This window comes from Pedobacter chinensis, from assembly GCF_003339865.1.
Classification (GTDB): domain Bacteria; phylum Bacteroidota; class Bacteroidia; order Sphingobacteriales; family Sphingobacteriaceae; genus Pedobacter; species Pedobacter chinensis.
This window is the reverse complement of the sequence record NZ_QPKV01000009.1, coordinates 141464-155633: the sequence shown is the minus strand read 5'-3', so window position 1 is coordinate 155633 and position 14170 is coordinate 141464. Positions and strand designations below refer to the sequence as shown.

General features: G+C 35.6%; 12 protein-coding genes. All 12 read left to right on the top strand.

What is annotated here, in order from left to right:
* Window positions 1-4: 4 nt before the first annotated feature.
* The 12 genes from DU508_RS19360 (at window position 5) to DU508_RS19305 (ending at window position 14161) form a co-directional block, all read left to right on the top strand.
* Complete coding sequence (locus DU508_RS19360; protein ID WP_115404416.1) at window positions 5-1237, top strand: cytochrome c oxidase subunit II; 1233 nt, start codon at window positions 5-7, stop codon at window positions 1235-1237.
* Between the two features lie 23 nt (window positions 1238-1260).
* Entirely contained in the window at window positions 1261-3138 is a 1878-nt protein-coding gene (locus tag DU508_RS19355) for a cytochrome c oxidase subunit I (protein WP_199562750.1), read from the top strand.
* 81 nt (window positions 3139-3219) lie between these two features.
* Window positions 3220-4278, top strand: coding sequence for a COX15/CtaA family protein (locus DU508_RS19350; protein ID WP_115404414.1), 1059 nt, complete (start codon window positions 3220-3222; stop codon window positions 4276-4278).
* Between the two features lie 11 nt (window positions 4279-4289).
* Window positions 4290-5198, top strand: coding sequence for a heme o synthase (gene cyoE, locus DU508_RS19345; RefSeq protein WP_115404413.1), 909 nt, complete (start codon window positions 4290-4292; stop codon window positions 5196-5198).
* Between the two features lie 15 nt (window positions 5199-5213).
* A complete protein-coding gene (locus tag DU508_RS19340) occupies window positions 5214-5780 on the top strand; it encodes a cytochrome c oxidase subunit 3 (protein WP_115404412.1) in 567 nt (188 codons plus the stop codon).
* Between the two features lie 31 nt (window positions 5781-5811).
* Entirely contained in the window at window positions 5812-6519 is a 708-nt protein-coding gene (locus tag DU508_RS19335) for a cytochrome c oxidase subunit 3 (RefSeq protein ID WP_115404411.1), read from the top strand.
* Between the two features lie 25 nt (window positions 6520-6544).
* Entirely contained in the window at window positions 6545-6892 is a 348-nt protein-coding gene (locus DU508_RS19330; protein WP_115404410.1) for a cytochrome C oxidase subunit IV family protein, read from the top strand.
* Complete coding sequence (locus tag DU508_RS19325; protein WP_115404409.1) at window positions 6892-7587, top strand: SCO family protein; 696 nt, start codon at window positions 6892-6894, stop codon at window positions 7585-7587. Before DU508_RS19330 ends, DU508_RS19325 begins: the two co-directional genes overlap by 1 nt.
* Before the next feature lie 38 nt (window positions 7588-7625).
* Window positions 7626-8168: a DUF420 domain-containing protein gene (locus DU508_RS19320; RefSeq protein ID WP_115404408.1), complete on the top strand. Its 543-nt coding sequence runs from the start codon at window positions 7626-7628 to the stop codon at window positions 8166-8168.
* A gap of 183 nt (window positions 8169-8351) precedes the next feature.
* Complete coding sequence (locus DU508_RS19315) at window positions 8352-8942, top strand: RNA polymerase sigma-70 factor (RefSeq protein WP_115404407.1); 591 nt, start codon at window positions 8352-8354, stop codon at window positions 8940-8942.
* Window positions 8943-9012: 70 nt separating this feature from the next.
* A complete protein-coding gene (locus DU508_RS19310) occupies window positions 9013-10185 on the top strand; it encodes a FecR family protein (RefSeq protein WP_115404406.1) in 1173 nt (390 codons plus the stop codon).
* Between the two features lie 346 nt (window positions 10186-10531).
* Window positions 10532-14161 carry a SusC/RagA family TonB-linked outer membrane protein gene (locus tag DU508_RS19305; RefSeq protein ID WP_233509681.1) on the top strand — a complete coding sequence of 1210 codons (3630 nt, stop codon included), beginning with the start codon at window positions 10532-10534 and terminating at the stop codon, window positions 14159-14161.
* Window positions 14162-14170: the final 9 nt, after the last annotated feature.

The window sequence follows — 14170 nt, the reverse complement described above, 5'->3', positions numbered from 1 at the left end:
GAAAATGAGTTTAAGAAAGTTTATCACAAATAAAACGACCGCGGCTTTAGCAGTATTACTTACTGTTTTTGCAAACACCAGCGCATTTGCGCAAGAGGCAGCAGCAGGTGCTGCAGCGGCACCGAAAGTTGATATGGGTGAGGTTTACAAATCAGTAATTTTTTATGTGCTGATTTTTCTTGCCGTATGTTTATTCGTAGCTATTATTGGCAAATCAATAAAAGTATATGAATTAAGCCGCGAAGCCCAAGGAAAACCTGTAGGTATTAACTGGAACAGGGTACATGCAAGTTTATTTGCATTGTTCCTGGTTTTAGGTTTGTATGGTGTGTATTGGGAATATACCGTTCATGGTTCTATGTTGTTACCTGATGCTGCATCAGAACATGGAAAAAAGATTGATGACATGTTTAACTTGACACTGATCATTACCACAATCGTATTCATTGTAACCCACATCTTATTATTTGGATTTGCCTACATCTACAAGTATTCTGCAAAAAGAAAAGCTTACTACTATCCACACAATAATACAATTGAAAAAATCTGGACAATTGTTCCTGCATTGGTGTTAACTGTTTTGGTATTGATGGGTTTCTTAACCTGGAGATCAATTTTCTTCAAAGTAGAAGACCCTAATAACAAACCACTTCAAATTGAAGTTACCTCTGAGCAGTTTAAATGGTCTATCCGTTACCCTGGAGCTGATGGCATTGTAGGTAAGAAAAACTACAAGTTAACCACATCATCCAATGCATTAGGTATTGACTTTAAAGACTTAAACTCACGCGATGACGAAATGGCTGATGAAATGGTTATTCCAGTTGGAAAACCAGTTAAGCTTATTTTGACAAGTAAAGATGTTATCCATAGTTTTTATATGCCTCATTTCAGAGTTCAGTTAAATACTGTACCAGGTATGCAAACGGTATTTGAATTCACTCCAACAAAGACTACCCGTCAAATGCAGGAGGAAACCAATGATCCTAACTTCAAATATCTTTTCTTCTGCGCAAAAATTTGTGGTTCTGGTCACTGGAATATGCAGAAAGATGTTCGCGTAGTTTCAGAAGCTGAATACAAAACCTGGATTGCAGAACAAAAAACTTACTTAAATGATGATTTAAGAAAACAATTTAATTTGCCAGTGGCACCTGCAGCTGTAAAATCAGTAGCAGATTCAGCAACAACCGATTCGGCTGCTGTGAAAAGTAACCAAATGGCTTTAAATAAATAATATTAAGCAGGAGCGAAAGAATTATGTCAACAATAGCATTACACGACGAACACAATCACGATCACGCTGATCATGGACATCATAAGGAAACTTTGATTTCAAAGTATATCTTCAGCATGGATCACAAAATGATTGCTAAGCAATTCCTAATTACTGGTATTATCATGGCAGTAATTGCGATGGGCTTATCAATTTTATTCCGTATTCAATTGGCCTGGCCAGATCAAAACTTCCCTTTCTTAGAAACATTTTTAGGAAAATGGGCTGAAGGTGGTCGTATCAAACCAGACTTTTATTTAGCTTTAGTTACCATTCACGGTACCATTATGGTATTCTTTGTGTTAACGGCAGGGTTGAGCGGCACATTTAGTAACTTATTAATTCCATTGCAAATTGGAGCAAGAGATATGGCATCACCGTTCCTGAACATGCTGTCATATTGGTTCTTCTTCATGGCATGTGTGGTAATGATGTCTTCATTCTTCATTCAAACCGGGCCTGCTTCTGGCGGTTGGACCGTTTATCCTCCTTTATCAGTGGTAGAAACAGCAATGCCTGGTTCAGGACTGGGAATGACATTATGGCTAATCAGTATGGTCATGTTCGTAGCTTCATCTTTAATGGGTGGCATCAACTACGTGAGTACCATTTTGAATATGCGTACTAAAGGTATGGACCTTTGGAAAATGCCATTACCAATCTGGGCTTTCTTCTTAACTGCTATTTTAGGTATCCTATCTTTCCCCGTTCTTGTGGCTGGGGTGGTATTGATGGTATTTGACCGTAGTTTCGGAACAAGTTTTTATCTTTCTGATATTGTAATGGGTACCAATATTTTACCAAACGAAGGTGGTTCGCCAATCTTATGGCAACACTTGTTCTGGTTCTTAGGACACCCTGAGGTTTACATTGTAATTATGCCGGCTTTAGGTATTTCATCAGAAGTTATTTCAGTGAACTCCCGTAAACCGATTTTCGGTTACCATGCAATGGTTTATTCATTAATTGGTATTACTGTACTTTCGTTCATCGTGTGGGGACACCACATGTTTGTAACTGGTATGAATCCATTGTTGGGCGGGGTATTCATGATCACAACATTGATCATTGCGGTACCATCAGCGGTAAAAACATTCAATTATTTAGCAACATTATGGCGTGGTAACATCCGTTTCACTCCGGCAATGTTGTTTGCCATTGGTTTGGTTTCATTCTTCATTTCTGGTGGTTTAACCGGTATTTTCTTAGGTAACGCATCATTGGATATTAACTTACATGATACCTATTTCGTGGTTGCCCACTTCCACCTGGTAATGGGATCTGCAGCGATTTTCGGTATGCTTGCAGGTGTGTACCACTGGTTCCCAAAAATGTTTGGTAAAATGATGAATGCGAAATTGGGTTACTTACACTTCTGGTTAACCTTTATAGCTGCTTATCTGGTGTTTTTCCCACTTCACTTTTTAGGTTTAGATGGTGTACCTCGTCGTTATTACGCATTTACAGAATTTGAATTTATGAAGAAATGGTTAACAGTAAACGTGTTTGTAACCTGGGCAGCTATCATTGCTGCTTTGGCTCAGGTAGCGTTCCTTTTCAATTTTTTCTATTCTATTTTCAGAGGCAAAAAATCTCCTCAAAATCCTTGGGAAGCAAATACATTAGAATGGACTGCACCAGTGGAGCACTTACATGGAAACTGGCCAGGAGAAATTCCGACAGTTTACAGATGGCCATATGATTATAGCAAACCAGGTCATGACGCAGACTTTATTCCTCAAACCGTTCCTTTCTCTCAAACAATGAGTTCTAACCTGCCTCACGATTTTGAAGGAAATGCGGAAGCAGAAAGAATACAACAAGATTGGGAATTAGCCAATCCTGTTAAAGAAAGCAACTAGGTTTTAAGCTTTATACAATATAAAAGGGGTATCTGATTAAGTTTCTGCTTATCCGGATACCCTTTTCATCTTAAAAGATATATGGTCAGCAGATCAGCACAACGTTTTATCAGGATAAATTTTATAACTATCGTAGTTACGCTACTGGTTATACTTGCCGGAGGTATTGTTCGCAGTACAGGATCTGGTATGGGCTGTCCTGACTGGCCAAAGTGTTTCGATCGTTATATTCCACCAACTGATGTTTCTCAGCTTCCGGCAAATTATAAGGAGAAGTATGTAGCGGGAAGAATTAAGAAAAATGAAAAGTTTGCCAAATACTTAGAAAGTATGGGCAAAGTGGAATTGGCAGACAGCATCAGACATGATAAGAGCATTACTTTGCCAGAGGAGTTTAATGCGGCCAAAACCTGGGTTGAATATGTAAACCGCCTAACAGGTGTGCTTGCCGGTATATTTTTGCTATTAACGGCTATATATTCATTTACGTACAGGAAAACAGCCAAGAGAATCATATTTCTGAGTATTCTGAATATCTTTGTTGTAGGTTATCAGGCTTGGTTGGGTTCTATCGTGGTATCAACAAACTTAGCACAGTGGGTAGTTACTGTACATATGCTTTTGGCCATAGTGATTTTAGCCATTTCAATATATACCTATAATTATGCAAAACAGTTAAGTAAGGCACCTTCGGTAATTATGTACCGGATACTGTGGCTGAAAGGATTTTTACTTTTTACCGTAGTGTTAAGCATTATTCAAATTGTTTTGGGTACAGAAGTGAGAGAATCGGTTGATGTGATTGCAAAATCACTTTCATATGGTTTAAGAGATACATGGATATCAAAAGTTGGATCAGTATTCTCTTACCACCGCGATCTGGCAATATTGGTGGTTATTGCCAATGCAATAGTTTATAAAATGGTTATTGACCGTTTTAGTGGTAAAGCAGCACCCTTATTAACTGCCAGATTTATTTTAATTACGCTTCTCATTCAATTATTAAGTGGTTTCGCTTTAGCATATATAGCTTTTCCACCAGCAGCGCAGGCATTGCATATTTTGTTTTCTACGCTGTTATTTAGTTTACAGTTTTATCTGTATTTGTTGGTGTATAGAACAAGTACTTATAGGCAATAATAAAAAGGGAATTGAAACAAGTTATTTCAGATTTTTCTAAGCTCATAAAATTCAGACTGTCATTCACAGTCGTATTTTCTGCATCGATTTCTTTTTTGATCGGACAAAAAATGCAGGTAGGCAGGGGGTATATTCCTTCAATTGATTGGGGTAATTGGTTAGTACTTATTATTGGCGGATTTTTGGTTACTGCAGCGGCTAATTGTTTTAATGAGATTATCGAAAAGGATTTAGATAAATTAATGTCAAGAACTAAAGATCGGCCTATGCCGGCTGGCAGAATGACCACCGGACAAGGGTTAATTCTTGGCGTGTTTATGGCATTTTTAGGTACCTGGTTGCTTGGGAAACTTAACCTGGAAACGGGTTTATTATCCGTATTTTCCATTTTACTCTATGCCTTTGCTTATACGCCATTAAAAAGAAAATCACCAATTGCGGTATTTGTTGGTGCAATTCCCGGCGCACTGCCTCCGCTGATCGGGTATCTTGCTGCATTTGGCAGTTTAAAAGCCGAGCAGTTTCATGAAATAGATTATTATATTGCCGCCATATTGTTCCTGATTCAGTTTGTTTGGCAATTTCCTCACTTTTGGTCCATTGCATGGGTTTTGGATGACGATTATAAAAAAGCAGGTTTCAGATTGTTACCTACCAAGAAACGAGATAAGGCATCAGCAATGCTAACTTTTGTTAGTACCTTGATCTTAATTCCAGTAAGTTTACTGCCAACAATTTATGGCTTTGGAGGCTATTATATTGCAGGATTATCGTTGATAGCCGGAATTATTTTTAGCTGGCTGGCCTTAAAGCTTCTGTTGAGCAGGGAATTGGCCGATGCCAAAAAAGTGATGTTCTGCTCATTTTTTTACATACCCGCTGTGCAGTTGGGTTTATTATTAAATTTTATAGCAAAATAATTTATGGTTCTAACAATGGAAAATATCCAAGATACATTTGATCCCAAACCAAGAAAATTTATTGTTTGGTTGTTCGTAGTATCATCAACAATTATGTTTGGTGGCTTTACCAGTTATTATCTGGTTTTCTCCGCTTCTAAAGGTAAAGGGCATGGTTTAGTGCTGCCTGATGCTTTTATTTATTCAAGCCTGGTTATTATTGCCAGTAGTGTAACACTTTTCTTAGCCTCAAAGGCTTTAAGAAAGTTAAATTTTAGTTTACAGCGTAATTTGCTTTGGGTTACTGTACTTTTAGCCGTTGCTTTTGGTGTAATGCAATTTAATGCATGGGGAAGCATGGTTAGAACCGGTGCAACACTGGTTGGAAACAATGCTGCAATATCATTTATTTATGTGGTTAGTTTTATTCACTTATTGCACATTATTGCAGGGGCCTTCTTAATAATCAATGCCTTAGTGGGCAGTTACAGAAATATTCCATTAGCGAAAAGCAAATATCGCATGGAAATCACATCTATTTTTTGGCATTTTATAGATATATTATGGATATATCTGTATGTTTTTTTACTTTTGAACCGTTAAATTTGTTAACAAACTATTATACTATTTCCAAATGAATTCAGTATCACAATTAGATCAAGTTAAAACCGGACCATGGAATGGTGGTCGTTCTCCGTGGTCGGTAGAATATGGTAAAATCATGATGTGGTTTTTCCTTTTGTCAGATGCTTTTACTTTTTCATCTCTATTGATCTATTATGGCGCTCAGCGTTTTTCTAAATTAACATGGCCAGACCCTGATTTGGTTTTCCAATCAATCCCTGGTATTACAGATACAGGTGCCCCTTTGGTTTTCGTGGGTATTATGACTTTTATCTTAATCATGAGTTCTGTAACTATGGTTCTAGCTGTAGAAGCAGGTCACAGACGTTCGAAAAAAGAAGTGATCTGGTGGATGGTAGCTACCATTATTGGTGGTTTTATGTTCTTAGGCTGTCAGGCTTTGGAGTGGACTCACCTGCATCATGAAGGTTTCTGGTGGGGAGAAATCCCGTCTGCTGAAAAATTAAAACACTTATTCAGCGGAGATGTTTCTGAAATAGCTGCTCAACAATTTGCAAACTTATTCTTTACCATTACAGGTTTTCACGGTTTCCACGTATTTAGTGGTGTCATGATCAATATCATCATATTAATCATGACCATCAATGGTACTTTCGAAAGAAGAGGACACTATTTAATGGTAGAAAAAGTTGGTTTATACTGGCACTTCGTAGATTTAGTATGGGTGTTTGTATTTACATTCTTCTATTTGGTTTAATTTATCATATTATAAAAAAATTATCATGTCAGAACACTCGCATTCAACAGAAGGACACGAAGAACACGCTGGTTTATCAAAAGGTAAAATTTGGCAAGTATTTGGTATCTTACTACTCATTACAGTAATTGAATTTATCATTGCACTGGTTATTTTGCCAAAAGGATATATTTCTCATGGCATAGGTAACTTTATATATATCGCTTTAACATTATTAAAAGCATTTTATATTGTTGCTTATTTTATGCACTTAAAATACGAGAAATTGGGTCTCCAGCTTTCATTAACAGTATCATTTATCTTCATTATTTACTTTATAGTTTTAATGTTAATAGAAGGCGGTTTTTTAAACCTGCATATGATTAATCATTAATGAAAAGAAGTCCTGTAAAAAAGGTATTAATCCTGGTAAGCATTTTAGCTATACCAGGATTTTTGTTTTTTTATTTATTGCCACAATTCGCAAAAAACAGATATAAAAGTCTTCCGGTTTTTGGCGAAAAAACTGTTGCTTCAACTTTTCATTCAGTAAAGGGAAAGAAAATACCTGATACCATTTATCATCAGATACCAGATTTTAGCTTAATTAACCAAAAGGGAGATTCAGTTACCTGGGCATCATTAAAAGATAAAATAGTAGTGTTAAACTTATTTTATACTGATGCAAAAAACAATGATGTAATTCAATACATTAAGCAGTTATCAGAAGGGTATGAGAAAAAGCCTTTGGTCCGCTTTTTAAGTTTATCCGTAAATCCAGATGATAAAACTAAAATTTCTGATTTTGCTGCGCAATTCAACGCTAAACCAGGTAAATGGGATTTGTTGGCTGGCGATACCGCATCAACTTACCCTTTAATCAGAAATGGCTTATTGCTGGATGTAATCAGGGATGATGCTGATCATAAATCAAATTTCATTTTCGGAAATAAAATTCTATTGGTTGACGTTCAACATCGCATAAGGGGGATTTACGAAATCGAAAATCCAGATGCCATTGGTAGATTAGAAGATGAAATTAAGGTTCTGATTGCAGAATATTTAAGAACCTTAAAAGATGGCAGATAATGCCATTTATAAATTATATAACAATTAGTAGTCTGTTCATGGAGAATAATTTGTTAGAAAAGAAATATAATAAATGGATTATTGTTTTATCCATTGCTATTCCTTTGGTTGTAGCACTTTTATTTGGTGTTAATTTAAGAAAACTTGGCTATGATGTAAAGCCATTGTCTTTCTTACCTCCTATATATGCGGCAATTAACGGCGTAACAGCAGTAGTGTTGGTTGCAGCAGTTTGGGCCATTAAAAATGGCAAGCAAAAGTTGCACGAAAACCTGATGAAGTTTGCGATAGGATTATCAGTTGCTTTTTTGGCTATGTACGTTGCCTATCATATGACTTCTGATTCAACCAGATTTGGTGGCGAAGGCGCTATAAAATATATTTACTATTTTATCTTAATTACCCATATTTGTTTATCTGTTATCATCATTCCTTTTGTATTGGTAACCTATGTCAGGGCGCTGGCTCAACGTTTTGACAGACATAGAAAAATTGCGAAAATTACCTTCCCAATGTGGCTTTATGTTGCGGTTACTGGCGTAATTGTTTACTTAATGATAGCACCTTACTATAACTATTAAGTTAGGTAATTTATTTCTGCTGCTAAAAAAGCATACCAACCTGTCATTTTTCTGCGTATAAAGTTGTATTATTGATTTCTATATTTAGTAGATAGGTATCAGGCTATAGCCTGATTTTTTTAATAAATTTATTTTCGATTTGGCAAATCGTAATCCATTGTTAATAAGGATTTAACTAACGATATGGCATTTAATAATACTGAGGGGGAAAAAGAACTTATTAAAAAAATTGTTGATGGTGATGAACAGGCATTTTCTATTCTGTTTTTCAGATATTTACCTGTTTTAAATAGCTTTGCTGTAAAATTTACCAAATCAACCGATGCAGCTCAGGAGATTATACAAGATGCCTTTGTTAGAGTATGGTTAAATCGCGATAAACTGGAGCAAGTTGAAAACATAAAGGCCTATTTATATAAGTACGTTTCAAATGAATGTCTGGGTTATCTTCGCAAGAAATTAAAAGATGATAAGATAATCGATAACCTAAAAATAACACAGCAGCATATTAGCAATAACACCGCTGAATCCATTCATTTAAATGAAATAAAAAGAATTGTTTCCTTTGCTGTAGATAAATTGCCTAATCAACGCAGAAAAATTTATCAGCTAAGTAGAAATGAGGGTAAAACTATTCCTGAAATTGCCGATCAATTAGGTATTTCTATAAACACAGTAAAAAATTCATTGGTTTCTGCACTGAAATATATCAGAATTGAGCTTTCCCGACATGGAATTACTTTGCTTCTAGGGTTGATCCTATATACTTTATAAAAAAAGTAAAAAAAATATATTTCCCAATAGTCCTAATTTCTGTTTACCGCTTCTTAGTCTTAGAATCTTTATGAACCGACAAATAAATCATTTATTACAGCAGTTTGAATTAGGTTTGCTCAGCAAAGCTGAAAGGGAACAACTTTTGAGTTTTGTAGATGATAACCCTGATTTTGTTATTGATGAAATCGTGAAAATGATGTTAAAGGAAGAAGATCAACCAATATCTTCGGCTCCGGTTGATGAAAAATGGAATACAACTGTAGATGAGATTTTATCCATTGATAAAGTACCTACCCGCAAAGTTTCTTTATTCTCAAAATTGAAATGGGTTGCGGCAGCAATAGTTGTTCTCACATTCTCTTTAACTTCGCTGTTTTACTTAAATAAGAAGAAGGAAAGAGTATATTATTCTGATGTAATGCCCGGTGGAAATAAAGCGATTTTAACTTTGGCAGATGGCAGAAAAATCGCATTAAATGATATTAAAAATGGTGATTTAATAAAAGAGAGCGGAATATCTATTTCGAAAACTGCAGATGGCCAATTGGTTTATAACATTGAGCAAACAACAAATGGCAATACTGATGATTCAAAATTAAATACCATTACCACCCCAAATGGTGGCGAATGGGAAATTCGTTTGCCCGATGGTTCGAGTGTTTGGTTAAATGCTGCAAGCTCGTTGAAGTATCCTTTAAATATTTCGAAATCAAAAGTAAGATTGGTTGAGTTAACCGGTGAAGCATATTTCGAAGTTAAAAAAGATAAAGAACATCCCTTTATAGTTAAAACAGATAAGCAAAAATTAGAGGTTTTAGGTACACATTTCAATATCAACAGTTATGCTGATGAATTGGTAACCAAAACTACTTTATTTGAAGGTCGTGTCCGCATATCGGCAATTAATGATCCATCTCGTTTTGAACTGTTAGCCCCGGGCGAACAATCAATTTTATCATCAAAAGGTATTGATGTGAAAACGGTTGATGTTGATGAAGCCATTGCCTGGAAAAATGGATATTTCATGTTTAACAATGAAAGACAAGAGACTATTTTGAAAAAAATAGCCAGATGGTATAATGTTCAGATAGAATATATGGATCCTGAGGCAAAAGATGTAATGTACTATGGAACTGTAAGCCGGTTTGAAAAGATTTCGAAGGTATTAAGGAAATTCGAACAAACCGGAGAAGTGCGTTACGATATTAAAGACAATAAAGTTTTAGTATACAAAGATTAAAAATAAAAGATGAAGAACTAACTAATCTTTATCTATAAAAAATATAAAAAAATACAACCAACTTAACCTAAAACAAACCGATATGAATACACTTCGACAACAAGACTGATCTTTCAAGTTAAACAAATAAAAAAAGGAGTGCTCGCAACACCCCTTTATATCTGTTTAACTATTCTGGTAAGCCAGAATCGAACAAATCCAATTATTTCTTAGATTAACCGTGGAATGCTTTTTATTGAAACTGAAAAGCCAGCATTTCCATAAACAAACAGACAATTAAATGTACAAAATTTATATTAGAATTTTATGTACGCATCGCCGCTACATATCTAAATTCCTATTAATTATGAAGTTAGTAACCATCATATTGCTTACCTCTTTAATGCAGGTAAGTGCAGCTTCATTTGGTCAGTTAGTTACGTTGAAAGAAAAAAATGTAACCCTTGAAAAAATTATTAGAGAAATTAGGTTGCAATCAGGTTATGATGTGCTACTATCAACAAACAAAATCAAAAGCAATACCACTTTTAACGCTGATTTTAAAAACGCCACAATAGAAGAGGTAATGAACAAAATCACATCTGGTAATGACTTGACTTATGCTATTGAAGACAAAACTATTCTTATTAAACCTAAAGAGAAATCAATTTTTGATAAGGTATTGGATTACTTTGCTGTTGTTAAAATTACCGGAAAGGTAATTGATAAAAATGGAACTCCGATGCCGGGCGTAAGTGTAAGAGAGAAAGGTGCGGCAAATGCAGTTTCAACAGCAGCAAATGGTAATTATCAAATTTCGGTTAACGAAGGCGCTACGTTGGTATTTAGTTATATCGGCTACAAACCTGTTGAAATCGCGATTGGCAACAAAACTGTAATTAATATAACACTGGAAGAAGATGCTGCTCAACTACAAGAGGTAAACGTTGTTTCAACTGGTTATCAGGATTTAAATAAAAAGTTATTTACAGGTTCTGCAACATTGGTAAAAGCTTCTGACGCACAACGAAATGGTGTTCCTGATATTAGTCGTATGCTTGAAGGACAGGTAGCGGGGGTGTCAGTTCAAAATGTTTCCGGTACTTTTGGCGCTGCACCTAAAATCCGCGTTCGTGGTGCTACTTCAATTTCTGGTGATAATAAACCGCTTTGGGTTGTTGATGGTATTATCCTGGAAGATGTGGTTAATATTTCAAATGAAGCACTTTCAACCGGGGATGCCAATACTCTGATTGGCTCATCAGTTGCGGGATTAAATCCAGATGATATTGAAAGTTTCACAATATTGAAGGATGCTGCAGCTACTGCAAAATATGGAGCTCGTGCCATGAATGGCGTAATTGTGGTAAATACCAAGAAAGGGAAAGTAACACAAGGCAAGCCAAATATCAGCTATACAGGGAATTATACAACCTATTTGAAACCTTCTTATTCTGATTTTGATATTATGAATTCTGCAGATCAAATGTCGGTAATGATGGAGCTCGAAAACAAGGGTTACTATAACCATGCTTCTGCATCTCGTGGGGCAACAGGAGGTGTTTTCTATAAAATGTATAATTCATTATATGACTACGATGAGACAACCAACACTTATGCCTTGAAAAATGATGTAGCTAGTCGTAACAAATTTTTAGAACGTTATGCCAATGCAAATACAGATTGGTTCGATATTCTTTTCAAAAACTCATTGTTGCAAGAACACTCTGTAAGCTTAAACTCCGGAACAGAGAATTTTCAAACTTATGCTTCTACCTCTTATTTGCATGATACAGGTCAAACTTTAGGTAATAGCGTTGATCGGTTTACAGGAAACTTTAGGTCAAATTTTAAATTAAGTCCTAAAATCAGTGGGGAGCTTTTAGCTAACGGTTCTATCCGTGATCAAATGGCGCCCGGAACCTTAGATCGTACTTCTGATCCAGTGTATGGCTCTTATTCAAGAGACTTCGATATCAATCCATATTCTTATGCATTGAATACAAGCAGGGCCATAACTGCTTACGACGAAAATGGAAATAGAGAATATTTCACACGTAATTATGCTCCGTTTAATATTTTGACTGAGTTAGAAAACAATTATTTAAAATTAACTCAAATTGATTTTAAAGTTCAAGGTGGGTTAACATACAAAATCCTTCCAAGCCTATCCTACACTGTTAATGGTGCTTACCGCTATGCTAAAACTGAAAGACAAACTTATGTGTTAGAAAATTCTAATATGGCATTGGCTTATAGGGCAGCAAAAGATGCTACTGTTATTGGAGACAATAAATATTTATACAGCGATCCAGACAATCCAAATGGATTGCCATATGTTGTTCTTCCGGAAGGCGGATTTTATAATATCAAGGGGGATAACTTGAAGAACTATTATTTCAGACAAGATTTAGTCTTCGATAAAATGTTCGGCACTGATCACCACCTAAATTTATTTACGTCTATGGAAACAAGGTATACTGACAGACAAACCGAAGCTTTTGATGGGGTTGGTTATCAATATGATAATGGTGGAATTGTAAATTCTAATTACCGTTATTTTAAATGGGCGCAAGAGTCTGGCTATCCATATTTTTCGATGAGTAATACTTACGACCGTTTTGTAGGATTTCTGGGAACAGCAGCATACAATTTCAAAGACCGATATGTTTTTAATGGATCTGCAAGATTGGATGGTTCAAATAAAATGGGTAGCAGCAAAACCGCCAGATGGCTTCCTACCTGGAACGTTTCTGGTAAGTGGAATATTGATCAGGAAAAATTTTGGTGGGAAAACAATATCGTAAATTCAGCTACTTTAAGGGCTACCTATGGTTTGGTAGCTAATATTGGGAATGCCAATAACTCTGCGGCTGTATTTTACAATCAGGTTGCACGCCGCCCGTACGATAATGAAAAAGAGACAGTTACTTATATTTCAAGCCTGGCGAATTCGGAATTAACCTGGGAGAAATTATATGAATTTAATGTTGGTGCTGATATTGGTCTCTTATCCAATAATCGACTTCAGTTAACAGTTGACTATTATACAAGAAACATCTTTGACTTAATCGGTTCAATTAATACTTCAGGAATTGGCGGACAGTTTACCAAAACAGCGAACTATGGTAAAATGAAATCGAGTGGATTTGAATTTACTTTGACTGGTAATGTATTAAATGAAGCTGATTTTAAATGGCGTACCAATCTAAACTTCGGTTATAATACAAATAAAATCACTGAACTTCAGGTAAATCCAAACATTTGGCGTTTAGTGAGCGCCGATGGAGGTCCACTTGAAGGGCATTCACAAAGAGGACTTTATTCTATACAATTTGCGGGCTTAGACCATTATACCGGTCACCCATATTTTATTGATCAAAATGGAAAGGTTAACACTTATGTGAATTTACAAAGTACAACAGTAGGAACACTTAAATATGAAGGACCTGTAGATGCACCCTACAATGGTGGTTTCTATAATAATTTCAGCTATAAAAACTTTAGTTTAACAACTTTATTTACTTTCTCAGCGGGTAACGTAATTCGCTTGATCCCTACATATTCAGTATCATATCCGGATTTGTATGCGATGTCAAAAGATTTATTAAACAGATGGGTAATGCCCGGCGATGAGCAATATACTAATGTTCCCGCATTAGTAGATCCATTTGTCGCATCTCAAACAATTACAAATGCTGATGGTTCAGTCGTATCGGGTATTTATCCATATAATTTATATAATTACTCTACCGAAAGAGTAGCAAAAGGAGACTTTATTCGTTTTAAACAAATTGCCTTTACCTACCAATTCCCTAAAAAACTGGTTTCTAGACTACATATGTCTAATGTATCAGTATCATTAGTAGGAAATAACATCGCACTTCTTTACTCTGATAAAAAATTAAATGGTCAGGATCCGGAATTTTTTGGGACTGGAGGAGTTGCAATACCAATTCCTAAGCAATATACATTATCGTTAAAAGTTGGTTTTTAAAATCTTAGG

What these genes read in the sequence shown, in the direction of transcription:
- DU508_RS19335 (WP_115404411.1), top strand. Translation starts at nt 5,812, where the DNA reads ATGAATTCAGTATCACAATTAGATCAAGTTAAAACCGGACCATGGAAT.
- DU508_RS19305 (WP_233509681.1), top strand. Translation starts at nt 10,532, where the DNA reads ATGAAGTTAGTAACCATCATATTGCTTACCTCTTTAATGCAGGTAAGT.
- DU508_RS19340 (WP_115404412.1), top strand. Translation starts at nt 5,214, where the DNA reads ATGGAAAATATCCAAGATACATTTGATCCCAAACCAAGAAAATTTATT.
- DU508_RS19315 (WP_115404407.1), top strand. Translation starts at nt 8,352, where the DNA reads ATGGCATTTAATAATACTGAGGGGGAAAAAGAACTTATTAAAAAAATT.
- DU508_RS19350 (WP_115404414.1), top strand. Translation starts at nt 3,220, where the DNA reads ATGGTCAGCAGATCAGCACAACGTTTTATCAGGATAAATTTTATAACT.
- DU508_RS19310 (WP_115404406.1), top strand. Translation starts at nt 9,013, where the DNA reads ATGAACCGACAAATAAATCATTTATTACAGCAGTTTGAATTAGGTTTG.
- DU508_RS19355 (WP_199562750.1), top strand. Translation starts at nt 1,261, where the DNA reads ATGTCAACAATAGCATTACACGACGAACACAATCACGATCACGCTGAT.
- DU508_RS19325 (WP_115404409.1), top strand. Translation starts at nt 6,892, where the DNA reads ATGAAAAGAAGTCCTGTAAAAAAGGTATTAATCCTGGTAAGCATTTTA.
- DU508_RS19330 (WP_115404410.1), top strand. Translation starts at nt 6,545, where the DNA reads ATGTCAGAACACTCGCATTCAACAGAAGGACACGAAGAACACGCTGGT.
- DU508_RS19320 (WP_115404408.1), top strand. Translation starts at nt 7,626, where the DNA reads ATGGAGAATAATTTGTTAGAAAAGAAATATAATAAATGGATTATTGTT.
- DU508_RS19360 (WP_115404416.1), top strand. Translation starts at nt 5, where the DNA reads ATGAGTTTAAGAAAGTTTATCACAAATAAAACGACCGCGGCTTTAGCA.